Genomic DNA, 24,159 nt, shown 5'->3' with positions numbered 1-24,159 from the left:
GCGTGCTTCGGACATCCCGACGGGTCGCGCGGCGATTATGGAAGGTTGGCCTCTGAACGGTTGAACAGGCGCCGAAGGGACCGAGCGCCGCAGCACCAGTCGCTCCGGAAGACGGCCTGGCCTTGGCCGCCGTCGGTTCGTCGCATCCCCCGGGACGGTGCCGCCCCCCCTCCTAAAGTGACACGACCGCCGACCTCCCGGTCGGCGAGCATGGAAGACGGAGCCCGAGATGCTGAGCCTGCTGCTGTGGATGTTTCTTTTCGTGCTGTGCTGGCCGCTGGCCGTGCTGGCACTGGTGCTGTGGCCGCTGGTGTGGCTGGTGCTGTTGCCGTTCCGGCTGATCGGCATCAGCGTGGACGCCATCTTCGCCCTGCTGAAGGCGATCCTGTTCCTGCCGGCCCGGCTGCTGGGAGGGCGACCCTGAGCCCTGCGCCGCCCTCCGGCTGCCCCCCCTCCCAGCCTGCGTCGTCAGATCGAATCCAGGCCCGCCTGGAGATCCGCCTTCAGGTCTTCCACGTCCTCGATGCCGGCCGAAATCCGGACCAGGGAATCGGTGATGCCCAACTGGGCCCGCTTGTCCGCCGGGATGGAGGCATGGGTCATCAGCGCGGGCAACGAGATCAGGCTCTCCACCCCGCCCAGGCTTTCCGCCAGCGAGAAGATGCGCACCCGCTCCAGGAAGCGACGGGCGCCGGCCAGATCAGTGTCCAGCTGCACGCTGATCATGCCGCCGCCGCCGCGCATCTGCCGCTGGGCCAGCGCATGCTGCGGATGGCTTTCCAGCCCCGGGTAAAAGACCTTGCGCACCTTCGGCTGCGCTTCCAGCCAACGCGCCAGCGTCAGCGCGCTGTCGTTGTGTCGGGCCATGCGCAGGGCCAGCGTCTTCAAGCCGCGCAGGGCGAGAAAGCTGTCGAACGGACCGGACACCGATCCGATGGCGTTGTGCAGGAACTCCAACTGCTCGCGCAGCGCCGCCTGGCGCGGCGCGCCACCGACCACCACCACACCGGAAATCACGTCGCTGTGCCCGTTGAGGTATTTGGTGGCGGAATGGAGCACCAGATCAAAGCCCAGCGAAAGCGGCCGCTGGCCCCAGGGGCTGGCAAAGGTGTTGTCCGCCACGGTCAGTGCGCCGTGCTCACGCGCAATGGCAGCCACCGCCGACAGGTCCGTCAGCTTCAGGATCGGATTGCTGGGTGTCTCGATCCAGATGAGTTTGGTGTCGGGCCGCAAGGCCGCGCGCACCTGCTCGGGATCGGTGCTGTCGACATAGGTCACCTGCAGGCCGGCGCTTTTGCGACGCACCCGCTCGAACAGACGGTAGCTGCCGCCGTACAGGTCATCCCCGGCGACGATATGGGACCCGGCCTCCAGCGTGTCCAGCACCGTGGCCATGGCCGCCAGCCCGGACGAGAAGGCAAACCCCTGCGCCCCGCCTTCCAGGCTGGCCACGGCACGCTCGTAGGCCTGCCGGGTGGGGTTGTGGGTGCGGCCGTATTCATAGCCCTGGTGCACCCCCGGGCTCTGCTGCCGATAGGTGGAGGTGGCATAAATCGGCGGCATCACCGCGCCGGTCAGGGGGTCCGGATGCTGGCCGCCGTGGATGGCCAGCGTGTCAAAGCGCAGCGGCGCGCCGTGGGAATCCTGATGGTCCTGGCTCATGACAAGCCCTTTCGCAGATGGTTCAGCAGATCGAATCGGGTGACCAGGCCATAAAAGCGCTGGTCGTCGGCAATCACCGCCACCAGGCCGCGGCGCAGCTGTTCAATCAGCGAGGCCAGCGGCGCACCGGGCGGCAGGGTGTGTACATCATGGCTCATGGCGCTCTCCACCGGGTCCTTGAAGTGACGGGCGTCCATGTGCATCTGGGCCAGCAGGTCGGATTCGTCCAGCAGGCCCACCAGCCGGCCCTGGCGCAGGACCGGCAATTGGGAGACATCGGCCTGGCGCATGCGCGAGAAGGCCGTTGCCAGCGTGTCCTCCGGCGACACGCTCACCACCGCGCCGTCCTCGGCCCGGCGGGAGACCAGGTCCCGCAGGTCACCTTGATGGGCGCGCTGCAGCAGGCCCTGGTCGAACATCCAGTGATCGTTGTAGACCTTGGAGAGATACCGGGTGCCGGTATCGCAGACAAAGGTCACCACCCGGCGCGGCGTGGTCTGGGCCCGGCAGTAACGCAGGGCGGCCGCCAGCAGCGTGCCGCTGGAGGAGCCGGCCAGGATGCCTTCGGCGCGGTAGAGCTCGCGGGCGGTGGCAAAGCTCTCGGTGTCGCTCACTGCATAGGCGTGGCGCACACCGCTGAGGTCGGCAATCGGCGGAATGAAGTCTTCGCCGATGCCCTCGACCGCCCAGGCCCCGGCTTCACCGTAGTGGCCGGTTTCCACATAGTCCTTCAGCACCGACCCCTCCGGGTCGGCCAGCACCAGGTCCAGGCCCGGCCGGACCTTGGCAAAGAAGCGCGACAGGCCCGTCAGCGTGCCGCCGGAGCCCACCCCGCACACCAGCGCATCGATACGGTGGCCGGTCTGCTGCCAGATCTCGGGGCCGGTGGTGGTTTCATGGGCCAGGGGATTGGCCGGGTTGTTGAACTGGTCCGCATACCAGGCGCCGGGGATGTCCTGCACCAGGCGGGCGGCGCGGTCCTGGTAGTAGTCCGGGTGCCCCTTGCCCACATCGGAACGGGTCATGTGGACCTCGGCACCCAGCGCCTTGAGCTGCAACACCTTTTCCGCCGACATCTTGTCGGGCACCACCAGCACCACCCGGTAGCCCTTGGCCCGCGCCACCAGAGCCAGGCCCAGGCCGGTGTTGCCGGCAGTGGCCTCCACCACGGTGCCGCCGGGCGGCAGCAGGCCATCGCGCTCGGCGGCTTCGATCATGGACAGGCCGATGCGGTCCTTGATGGAGCCGCCCGGATTCTGGGATTCCAGCTTCAGGAAGAGTTCGCAGGGGCCGGTGTCCAGCCGGCGCACCGGCACCAGCGGCGTGTTGCCGATCAGGTCCAGCACGGCAGGGCGCGGGGCGTCTGCGGCTGAGCGGCGGGACGAAGAGGGATCTGCGGGACGGTCCGCCGTGGCCGAGGTCGAAGCGGGGGCAGAGGGGATGGCGGTCATGCAAGCTCCTTGAATCCTGGTGGGATCTGGGGGACAACGCCCTCGTCGCAGCCGCACGGGTAGCGCGGCACGCGGGCAAAACCGTGCAGCCTAACCAGATCCGGTCATGACGACCAAACACGGTTTTCGCAGCAGCTTATACCGTGAGCGCATGAGGGGCAGCACGGTCCCAGGTGCCGCGCCGGGCAATCGACTCTCCCTGGCTGGCCGTGGCGCTGCTTGGCATCACTTGGCATCACTCGGGAGCTTGGGTGCAAACGGAAAGCTCACTTGCATATGAACAAGCATTCGTTCGTTGTCGCCGAGGCGGTTCTTAAGCTGCAGCCATGTCGATTCACCGTTTCACGCCGGCCCGCCACGCCTTCACCGAGCGTGCGCAGCTCATCATTGCCACCACTGCCGCCATGCTGGGTCTGCCTGCACGGTCGCGGAGTCAGGCGGGCACGCCACCGGCCGCGCTCGGTGTATCTGCTGTTCGAGTGCAACGATGGAGGACTGAGACGACCCAGATGAACTGATCACCTTGTCATCCGATGCGAGCGCGCCCCGGCTTCGGCCGGGGCGTTTCTTTTTGATCAGCGCTGCATGCCCCAACGACGCACCGTCCAGCGCTCCACCGTGCTGAACACCAGCCGCTCCACCAGCCAGCCGATCAAAATGACCAGTGCCAGGCCGGCAAAGACATGGTCGGTCATCAGTTCGTTGCGGTTCTGGAAGATGTACCAGCCCAGCCCGCCCTGGCCCGACGAAGCGCCAAAGAACAGCTCGGCGGCGATCAGGGTGCGCCAGGCAAAGGCCCAGCCGACACGCAGGCCGGACAGCACCGAGGGCAGCGCAGCGGGCAACAGGATCTGCAGGACATAACGCGGGCCGGTGAGACCGTAGTTGCGGCCGGCCATGCGCAAGGTCTCCGGCACGGCCGAGACACCGCCACTGGCCGCCAGAGCCAGGGGCCACAGCACCGCATGGATCAGCACAAAGATCAAGCTGCGGGCGCCCAGGCCAAACCAGAGCAGGGCCAGCGGCAGCAGGGCAATGGCGGGCAGCGGATTGAACATCGCCGTGAGGCTGGCCAGCAGGTCGCGGCCCCAGCGTGAGGCGGTGGCCAGGGCGGTGAGGCCCAGCGCCAGCACCACGCCCAAGGCATAGCCCTGCAGCAGCAGTTGCAGCGACACGCCCGCACGCATCAGCAGTTCCCCACTGACCAGCCCCTGCCACAGTGCCTGGGCGGCCGCGCTGAAGGTCGGCAGCAGCAGGTCGTTGCCGGCCCAACGGGCGGCGATTTCCCACAGACCGGCCAGCAGCAGCAGCAGGCTGGCCTGGCGCCATCCGCCTGAATCCACCAGGCGGTGCCACAGCGCAGGGGCGCGCTGCGGCGTCGGCACGTAGGAGACGGGGTCGATCAGCCGGTCGGGCCGGGGTGACGGCGTGTGCCGGACGCTGCCCGGCCGTCCTGCGCCACCGGCCACCGCTGCGGGCAGGCCGCCCGCCACCGTGACGGGCATGTCGCCCCCACAGGCATCACAGCCGCTTCGCGCGGAGGGATCGAGACCGGCCGGACCGGGCATGCTGGGCAACGAGGTGACGCTCATGATTCAAACAGCAGTGCTTCAATGCGCTGGCCGAGCGCATCCCGCTGAGCCGGTGTCAGGCCCTGCGCATTGAATTCGGCCCGCACCCGACCGGGATGCGGCGACAGCACGAGGATGCGATGGCCCACATGCAGGGCCTCCTCGATGGAATGGGTGACAAACAACAGCGTGAACCGCTCCTGCTCCCACAGCGCCAGCAGTTCTTCCAGCATGCGACGGCGGGTGAGCGCATCCAGCGCCGCAAAGGGTTCATCCATCAGCAGCATGCGCGGCGCCATGGCCAGGGCGCGGGCAATGGCCACACGCTGCTTCATGCCGCCGGAGAGCTGATGCGGGAAGGCATCACCGAAGGCGGCCAGGCCCACCCGCGCCAGCCAGTCACGGGCATGCTGGCGGGCAGCCGTCTTGTCCCTCTGGCGGGAAGCCGTCAGCGGGAAAGCGACGTTGTCCAGCACCGTCTTCCAGGGTGGCAGCTGATCAAACTCCTGGAACACCACCATCCGGTCGGGGCCGGGGCCCCGGATGGCTTGGCCGTCCAGCAGAATGCGTCCTTCGGCGGGAGGCAGGAAACCGCCCACCGCCTTGAGCAGGGAAGACTTGCCGCAGCCCGAGGCCCCCAGCAACACAAAGCGTTCTCCCGGCATGACGCTGAAGTCCACCTGATGGGTGGCGCGGATCACGCGGGTGTCGACCCGGTAGTCGAGGCTGAGGCCGTCCACCTGCAGTCGGGGGATGTCTGGCGCGGCGGCGCTTGCTCGATCCGGCGCCGCCGCCGGTCGCAGGCCAAGCGCTGGGGTCCTGGCGCCGGCTTCCAGCGAGGCACGTGCAGCTTTCAGCGCGGCATCCGCAGGGTCGATCAGGTGAGGCAGGGCACTCATGCGGAGGGCTCCGTCAGCTGCCGGAGGCGTTATGCGGATCGTCGAAGAAGTAATCCTTCACCGAGGTCGGCTTGTTCTTGATCGCGCCCACGCGGTGCATGAATTCGGCCAGGGCAAAGGTGTTCTGCGGCGCGATCTTGAATTGCACTTCCGGGTTGCGGATCACCTTCAGCAGCAACTCGCGCGGTACTTTGGAACCCTCGTTGCGCTGGTAGATGTCGGCCGCCTGTTCCGGGTGGCGGGTGATGAAATCCGCCGCCTCCGACAGTGCCGCCACAAAGGCCTTGTAGGTCTTCGGGTTCTCCTTGCGGAATTTCTCGGTGGTGTAGAGCACCGTGGCGGAGGCCGGGCCGCCCAACACGTCATAACTCTTGAGCACCACATGCACGCCCGGATTGCCGGCCAGCCCCTGCTCCTGGAACGGCGGGTTGCCGAAGTGCGCGTTGATCTCGGTACCGCCCTTGATCAACGCGGCCGTGGCCTCGGGATGCGGCAGGGCCACCTGCAGGCGGTCCAGCCGGTTGAACTGGCTGTCACCCCACTGCCGCGCCGAGGCCAGCTGCAGCAGCCGCGCCTGGACGGACACGCCCACGGCGGGTAGGGCGATGCGGTCCTTGTCACTGAAGTCGGCAATGGTCTTGACCGCCGGATTGCTGCTGGTGAGGTAATACGGGAAGTTGCCCAGCGAGGCAATGCCGCGCACGTTCTGCTTGCCGTAGGTCTTGTCCCAGAGGGTCAGCAGCGGACCGACCCCGGCGCCAGCCACATCGATGCTGCCGGAGAGCAGCGCTTCATTGATGGCAGGCCCGCCGGACAGCTGCACCGTCTGCACCCGAATGTCGATGCCTTCGGCCTTGCCATGTTTTTCGATCAGTTTCTGATCCTGCGCCACATTGAGCAGCAAATAGACGATGCCGAACTGCTCGGCAATGCGGAGTTGGCCTTCGGCCCGGGCGGGAAGGGCATTCAGGCCCAGGGCGGCGACAAGCGCCGTGGCAATCCATCGTTTCATGAGAGGCCTTTGAGACGGGGCGGGTGGGGCAGCGCCGGGCAGGCGCTCAGAAGGTTGGGGACCGCAGCTTCGGCGCTCAGCCGAGAACCGCATCCCCTTCCACGGTGGTGCGGTGCAAGTGCCGCCGCAGCTCAGGCGGACAACCGGTGGCCAGGTGCATCACCGAGCGGTTGTCCCAGAACACGAGGTCGTGCGGCTGCCACTGGTGGCGGTAGACCAGTTCGGGCCGGGTGCTGAGCGCAAACAGCTGGGCCAGCAGGTCCAGGCTTTCATCCTGCGGCACACCCACGATGCGGGTGGTGAAGTGCTCACTCACAAACAAGGCGGGATGGCCGGTTTCTGGATGGCGGCGGACCACCGGATGCACCGTGGGCCGCACCTCGGCCAGTTGGGCGTCGGTGAGCTTGGGGCGCCAGGGATTGCGAGCCCGCAGCTCTTCATAACGGGCGAGATAACTGTGCTCGGCCTTCAGACCCTGGATGGCCTGCTTGAGCGCCTGGGGCAACTGCTCATAAGCGAGATGCTGGTCGGCGAACAAGGTGTCGCCGCCTTCGGCCGGCAGTTCCTGCGCATGCAGCAAGGAGCCCAGGCTGGGCTTTTCTTTGTAGGAGAGGTCGGAATGCCAGAAGACACCGGCATCGCCCAGCCCCAGCGGCTGGCCGGACTCGTCCCGCAGGTTGGACACCTGCAGGATTTCGGGATGGCCGGGTAGCTGGAAATTGCGCAGCACATGCACTTCCAGCGGACCCCAGCGGCGGCTGAAGGCGACGTGGGCGGCGGGGGTGATGCGCTGGCCGCGGAAGACCAGAACATGGTGCGCCAGATGGGCACGATGCAGACGGGCGAAACCGGCGTCGCTCAGGGGTTGACCCAGATCCAGACCCAGGACTTCGGCGCCCAGTGGGCCGCCGAATGGGCGAATCTCGAAGGTTTCAGAACGGCCACCAGCGGCGGACTGGCTGAGCGGCGCTTCCTGCGTCCGGTCGGGTGGCCGGACAGTGGCACGTGGCCGCCCCGACGCTGGATCGGCGGGATCGGCGGGATCGGCAGGATGAGGGGTGAGGAGGCGGGAGGCGGCGGCAGTCATGGCGCCCGACTCTAAAAAGCCTGATCTCCTACGGGAACGAATAAGGCCGCATGAGTTAGCGCGTTTTTCGAGAATAGTCAGCTTCTGCTATGGTGTCGCCCTTCGCCCGCAGCCGCGGGTTATTGCGGATCCATTTCACCAATCTTTACTCGCTGAGGATGTGGGCGACAAGCCGGATCCCTAGAGTTCGAAAGTTTGATCGTGGCGGTGATCCGTCCTGAGAGAGGTTGTGAATGAAACAAGTCATCTGCGTGAAGTGGGGCACAGCCTACGGGGCGGACTATGTGAACCGGCTCTACGGCATGCTGCGCCGTCACATCACCGGTGACTTCCGGTTGGTGTGCCTGACCGACAACAAGGACGGCATTCGCCCCGAAGTGGATGCTTACGACCTGCCGGAACTGGGTTGCGAATGGCCCAAGAAGTCGATGGGCAAGTGGCGCAAGCTGGTGATGTGGGGCTCGGACCTGGGCCCGACCACGGGTCTGTCGGGCCCGGTGCTGTTCATCGACCTGGATTCGGTGATTGTGGACAACATCGACGGCTACTTCACCCACGGTGCTCCGGACGATGTGGTGCTGGCCCGCAACTGGGCCAAGCCGATGCAGAAATTGGGCCAGACGTCGGTGTTCCGCTTCCCGGTGGGCAAATATCCGCACATCCTGGCGCAGTTCCGGGCCGACCCGCAGGGCGTGGCGGACCGTCACGGTTTCGAGCAGCATTTCGTGACCGCGTCAGTGCCGGGCGGCATCAAGTTCTGGCCGCATCTGTGGACGCGCCACTTCCGGCTGCATTGCCTGCCGCCGTTCCCGCTGCGCTACTTCAAGTCAGCGAAGCTGCCCAATGGCGCGAAGATCGTGACCTTCCCGGGCGGGCCCAATCCCAGCGACGTGCTGGTGGGACGCTGGACGCAGCAGGAACCGGCGCATGAAAGCCCGTGGGATCACTTCCGCAAAACGTTCGACAAGGGCATGAAGAACCGCTGGAAGCACCTGACCCGCTACGTGCGCCCGACGCCGTGGCTGGCTGAGTACTGGACAGAGTGAGGGGGCCCCCCCTCGATATGCGATTTTTTTGCTTGCATAGGCCGATTGGTGATTGGCGGCCCGCGCGAGCATCGCCCACACTGCCTGCACGGATCACCTTTCCATGGAAGGCCCAGCCGGCGTCATGCGTCGGAGTTGCATGGTGAAAACCCAGGACGTGACGTGGGGCCCTCGGGGTCTGGGGGAGGCGCTTCGGGCTTCCGCGTCACGCTCCTGCGGCGTTCACCCCCCACTTCAGGATCGCTTATTGCTTATTCGGGATAAGCAAATACTTAAACAATCGTTCCGCGAATAAGGACTTATTGGCAAGCTACGTAGCCCGACCCACTGTCGATTGTTACGTCTCTCAGCCATGCCCATCCACAAGTCCCGCGCAGTCAGTTCCATTTCGACCTCCCGCCGCCAGATCCTGATGCTGGCCGCCGCTGCGCTGCCGCTGGTGGGCGTCCAGGCTGTCCACCCGGTCCACGCCCAGGCCGCCGCGCCGCACACGCTGTTGAACGTGTCCTACGACGTGGCCCGTGAGCTGTACAAGCAGGTCAACCCAGCCTTTGTGAACCACTGGAAGGCCAAGACCGGGCAGACAGTGACGATCAATCAGTCCCACGGCGGCTCGTCCAAGCAGATCGGTTCGGTGATCGGCGGGCTGGAGGCCGACGTGGTGACCATGAACCAGGCCACCGACGTGGACACGCTCGCCGACAAGGGCCTGACCGGCGCCGACTGGCGCCAGCGGTTCCCGAACGGCGCCGCGCCCTACAGCTCCACCATGCTGTTCCTGGTGCGCAAGGGCAATCCGAAGCAGATCAAGGACTGGAACGATCTGGCTCGCCCCGGTGTGCAGGTGATCATTCCCAACCCGAAGGTGACCGGCAACGGCCGTTATGGCTACCTGGCCGCCTGGGGCAGCGTGATCGCCAAAGGCGGCACCGACGCCCAGGCCAAGGACCTGCTGACCCACATCCTGAGCAATGTGCCGGTGCTGGACGGCGGCGGCCGTGGCGCCACCACCACCTTCACCCAGCGCGGCATTGGTGATGTGCTGCTGACCTTCGAATCCGAAGCCGAGCTGATTGAAAACGAATTCGGCAAGGGCCAGTTCGAGGTGGTCTACCCCAGCATTTCCATCGAGGCCGATGCGCCGGTGGCCGTGGTCGACAAGGTGGCCGCCAGGAAGGGCTCCACCGCCCTGGCCAAGGCTTATCTCGATTTCCTGTGGACGCCGGAGGCCCAGGAGATCATCGCCCAGAACAATTTCCGCCCGCGTGACCCCAACGTGTTCAAGAAGCACGCCCAACGCTTTGCACCGATCAAGCTGTTTGGCGTCGACCAGACGCTGGGCGGCTGGAGCAAGGTCTACAAGACGCACTTTGTGGACGGCGGCCAATACGATCAGATCATGGCGTCCCTGAAGCGTTGAGCACCTTCCGATGAATACAGCCGTCCTCTCCACGGCGTCGGCACCGCCGGCGCCGCGCCGCAAGCGCCGACGCGTGCTGCCGGGCTTCGCCCCGACGCTGGGCTTCACGCTGTTCTACCTGTCGCTGCTGGTGCTGATCCCGCTGTGTGCAGTGTTTCTCAAGTCCGCCGGCCATGGCGCGGAAGCCTTCTGGGCGGCCGCAACATCGCCGCGGGTGCTGGCCTCCTATCGCCTGAGCTTTGGCGCTGCGCTGCTGGCGGCCGGCATCAATGTGGTGTTTGGTTTCATCCTCGCCTGGTCCCTGGTGCGGTATGACTTCTTCGGCAAGAAGCTGGTCGACGCCCTGATCGACCTGCCCTTTGCCCTGCCGACCGCCGTGGCCGGCATTGCCCTGACGGCGCTGTATGCACCCAACGGCTGGCTGGGCAGCCATCTGGAGCCGCTGGGCATCAAGGTGGCCTTCACCCCGCTGGGCGTGCTGGTGGCGCTGATCTTCATCGGGCTGCCCTTTGTGGTGCGCACGGTGCAGCCGGTCCTGGAAGACCTGGATACCGAATTGGAAGAGGCCGCCGCCTCGCTCGGCGCGCACCGCTGGCAGGCCTTCCGCCTGGTGGTGCTGCCCATGCTCACCCCGGCCCTGCTGACCGGATTTGCATTGGCCTTTGCCCGTGCCGTTGGCGAATATGGGTCGGTGATCTTCATCGCCGGCAACATGCCGATGGTCAGCGAGATCACCCCGCTGATGATCATCACCAAACTGGAACAGTACGACTACGTCGGCGCCACCGCGATTGCCGTGGTGATGCTGGTGTTCTCGTTCACCTTGTTGCTGGCCATCAATGGACTGCAGGCCTGGAGCCTGCGTCGCAACGGCCTGGACGGAAGGCGCTGAGATGGCTGGATCCGCCGCAAACCTGGGCCGCGCTCGCAGCGCCGGCTATTACCAGCACAACCCCGCCACCCGCGAAGCCCCTTGGGTGCGCTACGCACTGCTCACGCTGGGCCTGGGCTTCTTCGCCCTGTTCCTGCTGATGCCGCTGGCCGCCGTGTTCACCGAAGCCCTGCGCAAGGGCTGGGACGCTTATCTGGCGTCGCTGATCGAGCCGGATGCCATCTCCGCCATCAAACTGACGCTGCTGGCTGCCGTGATCTCGGTGCCGCTGAACCTGGTGTTTGGCGTTTGCGCCGCCTGGGCCATTACCAAGCATGACTTTCGCGGCAAGCAGCTGCTGATCACGCTGATCGACCTGCCCTTCTCGGTGTCTCCGGTGGTCGCCGGCCTGATCTATGTGCTGATCTTCGGCGCGCAGGGCTGGTTCGGCCCGTGGCTGCAGGCCCATGACATCCGCATCATCTTCGCCGTGCCCGGCATTGTGCTGGCCACCGTGTTCGTGACCTTCCCCTTCGTGGCCCGCGAGCTGATCCCGCTGATGCAGGCACAAGGGCGAGATGAGGAAGAAGCGGCCACCGTGCTGGGGGCCTCCGGCTGGCGCACCTTCTGGCATGTCACCCTGCCCAACATCAAATGGGGCCTGCTGTATGGGGTGATCCTCTGCAATGCGCGAGCCTTTGGTGAATTCGGCGCGGTGTCGGTGGTGTCGGGCCATGTGCGCGGCCAGACCAACACGCTGCCGCTGCAGGTGGAAATTCTCTATAACGAGTACCAGTTCGCCGCCGCCTTTGCGGTGGCCTCGCTGCTGGCGCTGCTGGCCGTGGCCACGCTGGTGCTCAAGCAGGTTGTTGAATGGCGCGCCTCGCGCGCCGTGGTCGTTGATTGAGCGGAACGCCGAAGAAAGACCCCCATGAGCATCCAAGTCCGCAACATCCACAAGTCGTTTGGCAGCTTCACCGCGCTGGGCGATGTCAGTCTGGATTTCCCCGCCGGCGAGCTGACCGCACTGCTGGGCCCTTCCGGCTGCGGCAAGACCACCCTGCTGCGCATCATCGCCGGCCTGGAAACGGCCGACCGAGGCCAGGTGCTGCTGGACGGCAACGACGCCTCCGACACGCATGTGCGTGAGCGTGAAGTCGGTTTTGTCTTCCAGCATTACGCGCTGTTCCGCCACATGACGGTGTTCGACAACGTTGCCTTCGGCCTGCGTGTGAAGCCGCGCAAGCAGCGCCCGCCGGAATCCGAGATCAAGCGCAAGGTGCATGAGCTGCTGCAGCTGGTGCAACTGGATTGGCTGGCCGACCGCTATCCGCCGCAACTCTCCGGCGGTCAACGCCAGCGGATTGCACTGGCGCGCGCGCTGGCGGTGGAGCCCCGCGTGCTGCTCCTGGACGAACCCTTTGGGGCCCTGGATGCCAAGGTGCGCAAGGAACTGCGCCGCTGGCTGCGCCGCCTGCATGATGAGCTGCACATCACCAGCATCTTCGTGACGCACGATCAGGAAGAAGCCCTGGAAGTGGCCGACCGCGTGGTCTTGATGGACCATGGCCGCGTGGAACAGGTGGGCTCGCCGGTCGAGGTGTACGAGCGCCCCGCCACGCCCTTTGTCTACGGCTTCCTCGGTGCGGTGAACCGATTTGAAGGGCGCTCCGAAGGCGGCGTGCTGAAGGTGGGTGACCAGTTGCTGGCGCAGGGGCTGGTGCATGACGACGCGCAGCCGCAAGGGCTGGTGCAGGCCTATGCCCGTCCGCATGAGCTGCAGATCATTCCGCAGGCCGATGCGCCGGGCCTGCCGGCCACCGTGGAGCGGGTGCTGAGCTTTGGCGCCGCCGCACGGGTGGAACTGCGTGGACCCCAAGGGGAGCATCTGGAAGCCGAACTGAGCCGCGAGCAGGCCGAAGCCCTGGCGCTGAGCCACGGCCAGCAGGTGCGCCTGCAGGCCTCGCGCCTGAGCGTGTTCGGCCTGACCGAGGCAGCCTGACCCTGCCATGAACCTCCAGCAGTTGCGCATCGTCCGCGAGGCGGTGCAGCAGAACTTCAACCTGACCGAGGTGGCGGCGGCGCTGTTCACCTCGCAGTCGGGGGTCAGCAAACACATCAAGGACCTGGAGGATGAGCTGGGGGTGGAGCTGTTCCAGCGCCGGGGAAAGCGCCTGCTGGGGCTCACCGAACCCGGCAAGGAAGTGGCACAGGTGGTCGACCGCATGCTGCAGGATGTACGCAACATCAAGCGGCTGGCCCAGCAGTTCTCCAGCGCCGACCAGGGGCAACTGACCATTGCCACCACCCATACCCAGGCGCGATATGCACTGCCGCAGGTGGTGGCGCGGTTCAAGGCCGCCTATCCCCGCGTGCATCTGGTGCTGCATCAAGGCAGCCCGGCGGAGATCGTCTCGCTGCTGCAAAGCGGTGAGGCCGATGTCGGCATTGCCACCGAAGCACTGGGCCGGGATGAGGCCTTTGTGACCTTCCCGTTCTATGAATGGCGGCACGCGGTGGTGGTGCCGGAAGGCCATCCGCTGACGCAGCAGCCGCTCACGCTGGAGGCGCTGTCCGAGCAAGCGCTCATCACCTATCACGAGGGCTATACCGGCCGCGCCCGCATTGATGCGAGTTTTGCGCAGGCCGGCCTGGCGCCGGACATCGTCATGTCCGCACTCGATGCGGATGTCATCAAGACCTATGTGCAGGTGGGCCTGGGGGTGGGCATCATCGCGGCCATGGCGTTCGAGCCCAACCGGGATGCGGGATTGCAGCGGCTGGATGCCAGCCATCTGTTCCCGGCCAACACCACTCGCATTGCGCTCAAACGCGGCCACTATCTGCGGGGCTTTGCCTATCGATTCCTGCAGGAATGTGTGGCCGATCTCACCGAGGAGCGGGTGCGGGCGGCGATGGAGATCGAGGGCTGACACGATCCTTGCCGGCGGGCGCACTGGCAGCGGAAGCCGCCGCGCCCGGGGCCGGACGGTTGTAGAAAGCATCGATGCGCGCACCATATCGCGCCCGTGCATTCGCACTCAGTCCGTTGAGCAATTCGTCTTTCAATAAACGACGCGCCTGAGGCGACGACAACACTTCATTGGCCCGAGTGGCCACACGTTGTCCCCAGTCATTCTTCGGGCAGGCCACGCCTGAAAGAATGGGCTCGGCATGGCCCTCGATGGGGAGACTCACCAGATCCACGCCGCCGCCGCGCGCAGCCAGATGGTCCGTCAGAAAGAAGTCGTATTCGAGCGTGTAGTCCGCACGGCCGACTGCGATCATCGACAGCAGATTACCGCCGACATCGGGTGTCACATAGGCACTCATCGTGTCCGCTGGTCGGCGTCGAATCACTTCATCCAATTCCGGTCCGTAACTCCGGCCCTGGACAAAAGCACCGCTCAGCTTTCGTTCATCCCAGACACGTTGCAGGCTCACCTCACCGGCCGCATTACGCGGCACCTGGGCCAGTGCGGAGACGCGTACTACAAATTGATGAGGGGGCGTGAGATGTGTGTCTGCAAACCACAGCTGCGCGTCCCGATCAGGCGTGTGGAGCATGCCCAGCATGCAGGCCGGTTCTCCGGTTTGCAGCATGCGCAGGCTGCGCTTGATGTTGGCCATCATCAGCTCATGCTGCGTGCGTCCACCCCAATTCGAAATGAGGTAGTCCGCCGTGGTCTGTGTCAGCACGCGCCTCGGTGCATTGCCCGCATTGCCGGAAGCCGGTGAGGCGTCAATCTGCGGCATCAGCCAGACGATACGCTCATTCCCCGGTGTCGGTGACGACGCTCTGCCAGGGCCAGGGCCTGGGCTTGGCCCTGGGCTCGTCGGCACGGTCACTGGGTCGGATCCTGCATGGCTGACTGCTTCCGCTGCCGCATGCACAGCGCCACACACCGCAACAAGCAGTGCAGCTCGGTGTATCCACGTCATGGCGTGAGATCTCATGTCTGTCCCCTGAGACAGCAGCATAAGCGCATCACCACATCCGAGAAAAGCTTATCGATATTTGTTGGAGGACAGATTAGGGGTGGATTCGAATAATGAAACCGAATAAGCCAATGAAATGATCGAAGATGAATTTCCAGCAACTGCGTTCGGTTCGCGAGGCACAACGCCGCGGATTCAATCTCACTGAAGTGGCCCAGGCCCTGCACACTTCCCAGCCGGGTGTGAGCCGTCAGATCCGTGAACTTGAGGATGAATTGGGCATCGACATCTTCATTCGGGCAGGAAAACGCCTCACCGGCCTGACCGAACCGGGCCGCAATGTGATGCCGATCGTGGAACGATTGCTGCGGGAAGCAGAGAACCTGCGCCGGGCGGGTGAGGACTTCGCCCGCGCCGACAGCGGCCATCTGCGCATTGCCGCGACGCACAGCCAGGCACGTTATGCGCTGCCGCCAGCGGTGCGGGACTTCCGCAACACCCATCCAGAAGTGAGCCTGCAATTCCAGCAAGGCACACCGCAGCAGGTGGCCCGGCTGTTGATGGACGGTGAAGCGGATATCGGCATTGCCACCGAAGCGCTGGCGCAGCATCCGGAACTGCTGACGCTGCCCTGCTATCGATGGACCCACACGGTGCTGGTGCCTCACGACCATCCATTGGCCCTTGAAACGGCGGAGGGGAAGCCGCTGACGCTGGCGCAACTGGGCCGCCATCCCATCATCACCTACGAAAGCGGCTACACCGGCCGGGGCCATATCGACGAAGCATTTTCAGCCGCTGGCATCGATCTGAATGTGGTGCTGGTGGCCATGGACGCCGACGTGATCAAGACCTATGTGGAACTGGGCCTGGGTGTCGGCATCGTCGCGGCGATTGCTTATGACGAGGAACGGGACCGCCAACTCCGCGCCATTGATGCCCGCCATCTTTTTGCTGACAACCTCACCCGGCTGGCCGTGCGGCGGGATGCCTATCTGCGGGACTATGTCTACGCCTTCATCGAGACCTTTGCACCGCCCTTGAATCGATCAGTGGTGCAACAGGCCCGTGCCAGCCACGCCCTGGCCGATTGATCCTGTTGGTCCCGTTGGTCCCGCTGAAACTGCAAAGCAAAGCAGAACTTATTGGTTCCCTTTTTTCGTATGCCTGCCTACAGTGGGCACTCCCCACCATCAACCGACCACCTCCTGTGAACGCTCTTCGCCGCTCCATATCGCTGCTTGCCGCCGTCACCCTGCTAGGGGGTGCCGCGCTGGCTCAGGCCCAGACAACCCTGTTGAATGTGTCCTATGACCCAACACGGGAGCTCTACCAGGCTTTTAATGCTTCTTTTGCCAAGTACTGGAAGACCAAGACCGGCGAAACGGTGACCATCAAGAATTCCCACGGCGGTTCGGGCAAGCAGGCCCGGTCGGTGATTGACGGCCTGGATGCCGATGTGGTGACGCTGGCGCTGGCCTACGACATCGACGCCCTGTACGACCACGGCAAGCTGTTGCCCGCCGACTGGCAGAAGCGTCTGCCCAACAATGCCGCCCCCTACACCTCGACCATTGTGTTCCTGGTGCGCAAGGGCAACCCCAAACACATCAATGACTGGCCGGATCTGGCACGCAGCGGTGTGGACGTGATCACGCCCAATCCGAAGACCTCCGGCGGTGCCCGCTGGAACTATCTGGCGGCCTGGGCCTATGCCCTGAAGCAGCCGGGGGGCAATGCCGAATCGGCCAAGGCCTTTGTGAAGCGCATCTACGGCAACACCAAAGTGCTGGATTCCGGCGCACGGGGTGCCACCACCACCTTTGTGGAGCGCGGCATTGGTGACGTGCTGATTGCCTGGGAAAACGAAGCCTACCTGGCGGTGAAGGAACTGGGGCCTGAGAAGTTCCAGATCGTGACCCCCAGCCTCTCCATCCTGGCCGAACCGCCGGTGTCGGTGGTGGACAAGAATGTCGACAAGAAGGGCACCCGCAAGGTGGCCGAGGCCTATCTGCAATACCTCTACTCGCCGGAAGGCCAGGAGATTGCGGCCAAGAACTACTACCGTCCCCGTGACCCGAAGGTCGCTCAGAAGTACGACAAGCAATTTGCACCGGTGAAACTGGTGACGATTGATGAGGTCTTCGGCGGCTGGCGCAATGCCCAGAAGACGCACTTCGATGACGGCGGCGTCTTCGACCAGATCAACCTCGCCCGCTGACTGCTGGCGTCTCCTACCGAACCGTTTGTCTCCTCGGTCGGTCGAGGCCTTGTTACCGCACGGCTGACACCATCCAGACCGTTTGCTCCAAGAGCAGCCCCGCCCTGGCGTTAGCACGCTGGCGGGGCCTTTTTTGTTTCTGGCCTGTCTCTCATGGCTTACAGTGAGCCAGGACCAACGCCCCCCGTTGGTGGGCATTCCACCGATGATGAGGGTGGGGCTCTCCCGTTATGCTGTTGGCCGTGGATAACGTTGTCATTTTTCTCGCGACGCGGATGAAGCCGCTGATGTTCAAGGCTTGCCCCAGTAGCTGGACGCCCGGCCAGCGGTCCAGCGGCGTGCCTGTCACAGCCGTCCATGCGGCTGGCCCCACGACACGGCGTTCGCCACTTGGGTGGGCAGCTCTCCCGTCATTTGTGACGCTTGCCGCCCCGGCCGCGCTTGTGGCCCATGGCGCCCTTCAGGCCCTAGTGGCCCTTATAGCGCTGCTGCCCTTGCCGACCCAGGCCCAGCCCCTGCCGGCCTCCGCGTCCCCGCCCACGACGCCCACCCCTGCACCGAAGCTGGCCCCCGCGCCGGTCGCGATCGACCGCATCGTGTGGCTGACGTCAGACAACACCGCCGCCGCTCAACCAGGCGCTCACGGGGTGACCAACGGCCTGGTGACTTACTTCAAGGTCTGGTGGCCCGGGGTGCAGCATGACATCCTGATTGCCAACACCAAACGAAGCTGGCAAATGATGGAAGACGGCCAGCAGGTGTGCCGGGCCAATGTCGTGAGGACGCCAGACCGCGAGAAGATGGCCTACTTCACCAACACCCAGCTCACGCCGCCTCCGCAACTGGTGGTCCGGCGGGACCGCCTGAACCGTCTGCCGCGCATGCCCTCCGGTGAGGTGCTGCTGCCCCGGCTGCTGGCCGACGAGACCCTGCGTGGCGCGCTGGTCGACGGCCGCAGCTATGGCACCGCCATTGACGACATGCTGGCGCATCGTCCGGCGAACAGCAATGTCGCGCTCTATTCGCCCCGCGATTTCGGCGGGCGCCTGCTGCAGATGATCAGCCTGGATCGCGCGGACTACTCCATTGACTCGGACATGGCCCTGATGATGATGGGAGACCCCAAGGATCTGGTCACCGTGCCCATCGTCGGGGCCAGCGACCTGGTCATGGCCGGCATCGCCTGCCCTCGCACCGCCTGGGGCTGGTCCGCCATCCGAGGGTTGGACCGGGCGCTGGGCCGGCCGGAAGGGGCCGCGACCCTGCGCAAGGGGTTGATGCGATGGCTGACGCCGGAGACGCAGGTCCATTACGCCACCCAGTTCGACCAGTTCTACCGGGAGCGAGCGCGGCCATCACGGCTGGTGCCGTGATGCCGACGGCGGCTCAGGCCGCGCGCTCCACCCGATTGCGCCCAGCCGCCTTGGCGCGATAGAGCGCCTCATCCGCACGGCCCAACAAATCGTCGATGCTGGTGTCGTCCGGACGCATGCCGGTCACACCAAAACTGGCCGTCAACACCACGGCGGTCATGCCATGGTGGCCGTCATCCATCCGGCTGCTGGCAATGCGTTCCCGCAGACGTTCGACCAGATGGTGAGCCTCCTCCAGCGAGGTCTGCGGCAACAGCAACGCAAATTCTTCACCCCCCACCCGACCCAGCACATCCTGCTTGCGCACGAGCTGGGCACACACCTGCACCACCCGGCACAACGCGTCGTCCCCACGCGCATGACCCAGCGTGTCGTTGATCCGCTTGAAGTGGTCGACGTCCATCATCACCAACGACAACGCGGCCCCATAACGCCGACTGCGGGCGAGTTCCGCCTCGGCCCGCTCCATGAAGCAGCGTCGATTGAACGCCCCGGTCAGCGCGTCGGTGGTGGCCAGGCGCTGAAGTTCAATCTCCAGCCGCTTGCGCTCGGTGAAATCCACCAAGGTGCTGAGCACCGAGGGCTCACCGTCATACCTCACCGGCACCATCGACAGCAGCATCCACCGCTCACTGCCGTCGGCGGCCAACAGACAGACCTCCTCCGATTGCAGCCGACCCTGTTCCCGGAAGCGTTGCTGGATGCGGTCACGGTCGACCGGGTCGCGGTAGAAGGAGAAGGCGGGTTTGCCCACCAGGCCTTCCAGCGAATGACCGCCAATCGCCACGGATGGGCCGTTCCCATAAACGATCAGACCATCCCTGAGACGGGTGACGACCATCGGCATCGGCGCGTTGTCCAGGACGGCGCGCAGGCGCTCCTCACTGTCCACCAGTTCCTGGGTCCGCTGGGCGACTCGCTGTTCCAGGCTGGTGTTGAGGTCCCGGAGTTCCGCCACCAGCCGCGCGTTATCGACCGCGCTGACCACGTTGGCGCACAGCAGCTCCAGAAAACTCACGCGCGCCTCGGTGAACACGCCGGCCACGGCGCGGTTCTCCAGATACAGCGCACCAACGGTCTGGCCCTGCTTGAGCAGCGGCAGGATCAGCACCGAACGTGCAGGCGAGACACCTCGCCGGAACCAGGGGTGCTGGTCCGGAGTGCTCGCGTCCGGCAACCACAGGCGCTGTCCGGTCCGCAGCACTTCGCGCATGAGTGCGGTGGGCAGTTGATGATCGGCGGCGTCCAGCGCGAGTTGTTCCTGCAAATGAACCGGCACCGGGCCCTCCATGCAAACTTCGCCCTGCAGCACCCATGGCGGCCAGATCGCTTTTGCAGGCGTCATGGCTGAGCTCCCGGCGGCGATCCCGGTGGATGCACCGGCGGCCGTCGATGCGGAGGCGCCAGAGGTGCCGCTGGCCAGCACCACAGCGGCACGCTGCGCCCCGGCGTTCTCGGCCACCACCTCCAGCAGCCGCCGCAGCAGGGCCGCAAGGTCGGGCTGGCTGCTGATGGCCTGCACGGCCTTGATCAGGCTGCTCAGGTCGGCGGCATCACCCAGATGAGGATCGCTGGAGGCGTGCGACACAAGCCCCTCGGTGAGGGACGGTGGAGGGGCGGAAGGAAGGGAGACGGCTGGCACCACCGCGACCGTCATGCCCCAGTCCTGCCAGGCCTGCTGCAGGTCCTGGCGTGCCTGTGCCGCTCGATCGGGGTGGCGATGCGCCCAGGCGTCTGCTTGCGCGCGCAACACGGCGGCGCGGTCCATGGCGGGCTGCCCGGGCGCTTGGGCGGCGATGAGGGCCTGGGCCAGCAGCGCATCGACCTGCGCATCCCCCTCGCACGCCTGGGCTTTCAACAACAGCAACCGGGCCGATAGATGCCCCGGCCGGGCGTCATTCCAGCGCGTCAGCGCCGTCAACGCCTGCTCAACCAGGACCGGGTCCCGAGGCGCCTCGCCTTGGAGGGCCAACTGCTGGTTCGCCCAGGCCGCGATGAACAGGAACAGCGACTGCGCATGCATGCCGCGCCCGGCCGCAAACAGCTCGCGCGACTGAATGGCATGCCGCCACGCGGTCGCCGGGTCATTGCCCACCCAGGCGATCACCGCCTGCCAGCCGTGCAGGAACATCAGACCGGTTAGATCCTGCCGCTCCTGGTAGGTGCGTGTGATGGTGGCGAGACCTGGCAGTTCAGCGGGCTTGAACGGTGACTGGCGCAAGGCACGGACCAGCGCCAGCAGGGCCTGGGTGTAGTCCTGCGCCACCGGTTGCCGCATAGCCTGCAGCCGCTGCACATGCTCGTCCAGCATGGTCTCCATGTGCGGCAGGGGCTGGCCGCTGAGGAAGGCGTGCACGTCATGCACATACAGCCCCAGCCCGGCATGTCGGAAGTTGCCGAATTCCAGGCCATTGCGATGCGTCTGCATCAAGCCGTCCATGCTGGACGCGAGTCCGTCGACCCAGTGACTCAGGAAGGAATGGAACGAGAAGCCGGCATGGGCAAACGCCTGCACCCAGCCATGCCGCTCCACCAGCAACAAGGTCATGCGTCCGATCGCATGCGAGAAGTGGTAGTCCGCCAGGAACTCCGCACACATCAGGCCCAGCACCGAATAGGCCGATAGCGCCTGCGGCACGTGGCCATGGTCCACCATCAGACGGACCTGGAAGACCGTCAGCAAGGGCAGCAGCGCCGGACGCACGATGTAGGCGGCGGCCGTCATCTTGGCGGCGATGGAGATCTGCAGCAGCCAGCCTTCGTCCTGCATCGGCGCTTGTGCGGCCAGGGTGTCGATGCCCAGCGTCTCGATGTCCTCGCGCAGTTGTCGCAGCATGCGCGCGAGGTCGGCTTGCGGCTGGCCGGGATCGAGTTGCGGCAGCGCGGCACCGAGGAGCTCGAACAGCTCCAGGCCCAGGCTGACGGTATCGGCCAGCCGGCCCTGGGCATAAAACGCCTCCATCCGCACCTCCAGCAGGCGCGCGCGTTCGGCCGGCGTGGCGGCCGCTGCCAGGGCTTCGGTCAGCAGCGATTCCATCCGCTCCGGCCGGCCGGCGAGATAAGCAGCGCGGGCAGCATGGTGGCGCCAGGTGGTCACAGCGGGGCCCTCCGGGGCCAGCTCCAGTGCCACATCCGCATAGTCGGCCGCTGGCTCGAAGGCGGCCGCTTCCAGCGCCCGGCGGGACGCCGCGCGGTTCGCCTCGGCCAGCGCCGAACGCTCCTCGTCGTCGACACCAGGACGCAGGAGCATGCGGGCCGCATTGAGATGGTTCAGCACCGCATACGGCAGCGGCTGTTGGGGTGATTGCGTCTGGTGACGCTGGCGCAGCAGCCTTCCGATGCGCAGATGCAGCCCCGTGCGACTGGCCGCAGCCATGCGCTGCAGCGCGGCTTCCTGCACCCGGTCATGCGCAAAGGCATAACGAACATCGTCACTGGCTTGGCCCTGCAATTGCGGCCCATAGCGGTACAGCGCACTGGCCGGCACCAACAGCTGCGCCTGCAGGGCCGGCAGCAGCGCTTGCGCCAACTGCGTCGGGTCGGCCGACATGGCCGTCGACAGGCTCTCCAGATCCACGGTGGCGCCCAACAGCGCCGCCACACTCAGCGCTTCGCAGGTCGCTTCGGGCAACTGCTCCAATTGCTCCAGCATCAGCGCCACCACGTTGTCGGCCATGCGCGTGGCGGCGATCCGCTCCAGCAGGAAGGTCCAGCGCTGCCGGGCCGCATCGAAATGGAACAGGCCGCGCCGCCAGAGGTCTTCCATCAGGCGGCGCATGAAAAACGGATTGCCCCCCGTGCGAGCCTGGCAGAGGCTGGCCAATTCCAACAGCGCAGCATCGTCGGGTTCCCCGGCACGGTGCAGGCTGTCCGCCAGCAACTGGCGGCTGTCGTCCAGCCCCAGCGGGCCCAGGCGCAGCGGCGTGAAACGCTCTCCCAGTTGCTGCCGCAGTTCCTGAAGTTCCTGCGCAATCGGATGACCGGGGCGGACTTCGTTGTCCCGGTAGGCCAGGATGAACAGACTGTGCGTCAGCGAGGCATCGCCCAGACATTCACGCAGCAGGCGGCGTGAGGCTCGATCGGCCCATTGCCAGTCATCGAGGAAGAAGGTCTGCGGCTCGCCGTCTCGGGCCAGGGCGGCAAAGCCCTGGCTGACGGTGCGCAGGAATCGGTTCTCGGATTCGGTGGGGCCAACCGGCACCAGTGCCTGCACCGGCTGCAGCAGCGGCAGCAGTTCGGGCACGGCCCCGGCCAGCACGGCGGCATTCGGGCCGGGCAATGCCTGCAGCCGCTCACGCCAGGGTGCCTGCAAGGCCTCGGGCAGCGCCAGCACCTGGGCGGCCCGCTGGGCCAGCAAATGCAAAAGCGCACCATACGGGCGGTCCTGGCCATACTGGTTGAACTTGGCAGCGGCAAAGTGGCCCTGCTGCGCCAGCAGGCTGCGCTGCGAGGCCAGCACCAGCGCCGTCTTGCCAATGCCCGAAAAGCCGGCGATGGCCACCAGCCCGGCGCCGCGAACCTGCCCATGGGCGGCCTGCTCAAAGGCCTGGGCCAGTTGCTGCAGCGCGGCTTCGCGTCCGTAGAGCCGCCCACTGGCCTGGAAGCGCAGGGCGATGTCACCCCGGGCCGGCGTGAAGCCCGGCAATGCACGTCCCTGTTCCAGGGCGGCCAGACAGAGCTGGAGATCCTGACGCAGCGCCTGATGGCTTTGATAACGTGCCTCGGGTTCCTTGTTCAGGCAATGTGCCACCACCGCAGCCAGCGGCGCGAACACGCGGGGGTTGCGCCGAGTGGCCAGTGGGGCCGGCAGTGCCAGATGGGCATGGACGGCGCTGGCCGGGTCGTTGACGGGGAAGGGCGGCGCGCCGGTCAGTGCCTCCAGCAGGGAGGCCCCGAAGCTGTAGAGGTCGGCGCGGTAGTCCACGTCACGACTCATCCGCCCGGTCAACTCCGGCGCCAGCGTGGCCAGCGATGCTTCGATCAGTTCAGCCTTCTGGACCAGGGGACGTTCACGATCAATCTCGGCCGCCAGGCCCAGGTCGGCCACGCGCACACGGCCGGGAATGCTGCCCGCCCCCTCCAGCAGAACCACCTGGCCCAGCCCCAGGTCGCGATGGATGAGGCCCTGGGCATGCAGGTGCTGAAGCGCGTCGACCAGGTCCAGGGCGATGCGCAGCAGCGCTTGGGGGTCCAGTGGGCCTTGGCGCAGTCGTTGCCGAAGGGTTTGCGCGCCGGCGAGCTCCGGCGCATCGAACAGCAGACCGGCGCGACCGGCGTGCTCGGTCAGGGCGGTCGGGCGCAGGATGAAGCGGGGGTCCAGGCGTTGCGGGAGTTCGAATTCCCGACGCAGCCGGGCCATGTCGGCCACGGACGGCTGCGGGGTGCGCAGCAGTTTGAGCAGCGCGCTTCGCCCTTCAGCCACACGCACACCGATCACTTCCGTCCGTCGCCCCAGGTGCACCGGAGGTTCCAGCACACCCTCAGCGAACGGACGTTTTCCCAACGCCTGCCGTTCTTCCGTCATCGCACTGCCCGATTTCTTTTGTACGGACTTTAGCGGTTGAATCATTGCCACCCGTTGACGGGGGGCACCGCGAATGAGGGAGC

General features: G+C 65.9%; 19 protein-coding genes. 11 read left to right on the top strand and 8 right to left on the bottom strand.

Translation table 11 applies throughout. The features are described from left to right. The first annotated feature begins 229 nt into the window (after positions 1-229). Positions 230-424, top strand: a complete 195-nt coding sequence (locus OU995_RS05105; RefSeq protein WP_267834436.1) for a hypothetical protein — start codon at positions 230-232, stop codon at positions 422-424. A gap of 44 nt (positions 425-468) precedes the next feature. On the opposite strand, the gene OU995_RS05100 is transcribed toward OU995_RS05105, so the two are convergent. Together OU995_RS05100 and OU995_RS05095 are read right to left on the bottom strand one after the other, a co-directional pair. Beyond that, the gene (locus tag OU995_RS05100) at positions 469-1,662 is read right to left on the bottom strand and encodes a trans-sulfuration enzyme family protein (protein ID WP_267834435.1); all 1,194 of its coding nucleotides are present in this window, start codon (positions 1,660-1,662) and stop codon (positions 469-471) included. Beyond that, positions 1,659-3,113, bottom strand: a complete 1,455-nt coding sequence (locus OU995_RS05095) for a pyridoxal-phosphate dependent enzyme (protein ID WP_267834433.1) — start codon at positions 3,111-3,113, stop codon at positions 1,659-1,661. The genes OU995_RS05100 and OU995_RS05095 overlap by 4 nt, the downstream gene beginning before the upstream one ends. A gap of 326 nt (positions 3,114-3,439) precedes the next feature. On the opposite strand from OU995_RS05095, the gene OU995_RS05090 reads away from it, so the two are divergent. Further along, entirely contained in the window at positions 3,440-3,631 is a 192-nt protein-coding gene (locus OU995_RS05090; RefSeq protein ID WP_267834431.1) for a hypothetical protein, read from the top strand. Between the two features lie 57 nt (positions 3,632-3,688). Here the strand turns inward: OU995_RS05090 and OU995_RS05085 are convergent, their stop codons facing one another. From OU995_RS05085 to OU995_RS05070, 4 genes are all read right to left on the bottom strand, one after another. Continuing rightward, on the bottom strand, positions 3,689-4,705 hold the full coding sequence (locus OU995_RS05085) for an ABC transporter permease (RefSeq protein ID WP_267834429.1): 1,017 nt from the start codon (positions 4,703-4,705) through the stop codon (positions 3,689-3,691). Next, positions 4,702-5,583, bottom strand: a complete 882-nt coding sequence (locus OU995_RS05080; RefSeq protein WP_267834427.1) for an ABC transporter ATP-binding protein — start codon at positions 5,581-5,583, stop codon at positions 4,702-4,704. Before OU995_RS05080 ends, OU995_RS05085 begins: the two co-directional genes overlap by 4 nt. Positions 5,584-5,596: 13 nt before the next feature. Continuing rightward, complete coding sequence (locus tag OU995_RS05075; protein ID WP_267834426.1) at positions 5,597-6,595, bottom strand: ABC transporter substrate-binding protein; 999 nt, start codon at positions 6,593-6,595, stop codon at positions 5,597-5,599. A gap of 76 nt (positions 6,596-6,671) precedes the next feature. Then, the gene (locus OU995_RS05070; protein WP_267834425.1) at positions 6,672-7,682 is read right to left on the bottom strand and encodes a TauD/TfdA dioxygenase family protein; all 1,011 of its coding nucleotides are present in this window, start codon (positions 7,680-7,682) and stop codon (positions 6,672-6,674) included. 233 nt (positions 7,683-7,915) lie between these two features. Between OU995_RS05070 and OU995_RS05065 the strand changes: the two genes are divergently transcribed. From OU995_RS05065 to OU995_RS05040, 6 genes are all read left to right on the top strand, one after another. Beyond that, positions 7,916-8,728: a glycosyl transferase gene (locus OU995_RS05065; protein ID WP_267834424.1), complete on the top strand. Its 813-nt coding sequence runs from the start codon at positions 7,916-7,918 to the stop codon at positions 8,726-8,728. A 352-nt stretch (positions 8,729-9,080) separates the two neighbouring features. Next, a complete protein-coding gene (locus OU995_RS05060) occupies positions 9,081-10,148 on the top strand; it encodes a sulfate ABC transporter substrate-binding protein (protein WP_267834423.1) in 1,068 nt (355 codons plus the stop codon). Between the two features lie 10 nt (positions 10,149-10,158). Beyond that, positions 10,159-11,040, top strand: a complete 882-nt coding sequence (gene cysT / locus OU995_RS05055) for a sulfate ABC transporter permease subunit CysT (RefSeq protein ID WP_267834422.1) — start codon at positions 10,159-10,161, stop codon at positions 11,038-11,040. Between the two features lies 1 nt (position 11,041). Then, entirely contained in the window at positions 11,042-11,926 is an 885-nt protein-coding gene (cysW, locus tag OU995_RS05050) for a sulfate ABC transporter permease subunit CysW (protein WP_267834421.1), read from the top strand. Positions 11,927-11,950: 24 nt separating this feature from the next. Then, positions 11,951-13,021, top strand: a complete 1,071-nt coding sequence (locus OU995_RS05045; protein ID WP_267834420.1) for a sulfate/molybdate ABC transporter ATP-binding protein — start codon at positions 11,951-11,953, stop codon at positions 13,019-13,021. Between the two features lie 7 nt (positions 13,022-13,028). Continuing rightward, positions 13,029-13,952: a CysB family HTH-type transcriptional regulator gene (locus OU995_RS05040; RefSeq protein WP_267834419.1), complete on the top strand. Its 924-nt coding sequence runs from the start codon at positions 13,029-13,031 to the stop codon at positions 13,950-13,952. Here the strand turns inward: OU995_RS05040 and OU995_RS05035 are convergent. After that, positions 13,909-14,775 carry a hypothetical protein gene (locus tag OU995_RS05035; RefSeq protein WP_267834418.1) on the bottom strand — a complete coding sequence of 289 codons (867 nt, stop codon included), beginning with the start codon at positions 14,773-14,775 and terminating at the stop codon, positions 13,909-13,911. The two genes, OU995_RS05040 and OU995_RS05035, sit on opposite strands and share 44 nt — an antisense overlap. A gap of 329 nt (positions 14,776-15,104) precedes the next feature. On the opposite strand from OU995_RS05035, the gene OU995_RS05030 reads away from it, so the two are divergent. From OU995_RS05030 to OU995_RS05020, 3 genes are all read left to right on the top strand, one after another. Continuing rightward, complete coding sequence (locus OU995_RS05030) at positions 15,105-16,052, top strand: CysB family HTH-type transcriptional regulator (protein WP_267834416.1); 948 nt, start codon at positions 15,105-15,107, stop codon at positions 16,050-16,052. Between the two features lie 116 nt (positions 16,053-16,168). Next, complete coding sequence (locus OU995_RS05025; protein ID WP_420714811.1) at positions 16,169-17,179, top strand: sulfate ABC transporter substrate-binding protein; 1,011 nt, start codon at positions 16,169-16,171, stop codon at positions 17,177-17,179. A 416-nt stretch (positions 17,180-17,595) separates the two neighbouring features. Beyond that, positions 17,596-18,552: a TIGR02285 family protein gene (locus OU995_RS05020; RefSeq protein WP_267834415.1), complete on the top strand. Its 957-nt coding sequence runs from the start codon at positions 17,596-17,598 to the stop codon at positions 18,550-18,552. Between the two features lie 13 nt (positions 18,553-18,565). Here OU995_RS05020 and OU995_RS05015 read toward each other — a convergent pair whose 3' ends face one another. Further along, positions 18,566-24,076, bottom strand: a complete 5,511-nt coding sequence (locus OU995_RS05015; RefSeq protein ID WP_267834414.1) for a diguanylate cyclase — start codon at positions 24,074-24,076, stop codon at positions 18,566-18,568. Positions 24,077-24,159 lie beyond the last annotated feature (83 nt).

Source organism: Roseateles sp. SL47, from assembly GCF_026625885.1.
In the GTDB taxonomy this organism is placed as follows: Bacteria; Pseudomonadota; Gammaproteobacteria; order Burkholderiales; family Burkholderiaceae_C; genus Roseateles.
Note: the sequence above shows the minus strand (reverse complement) of the source record. Positions and strands in the feature narration are given on the sequence as shown.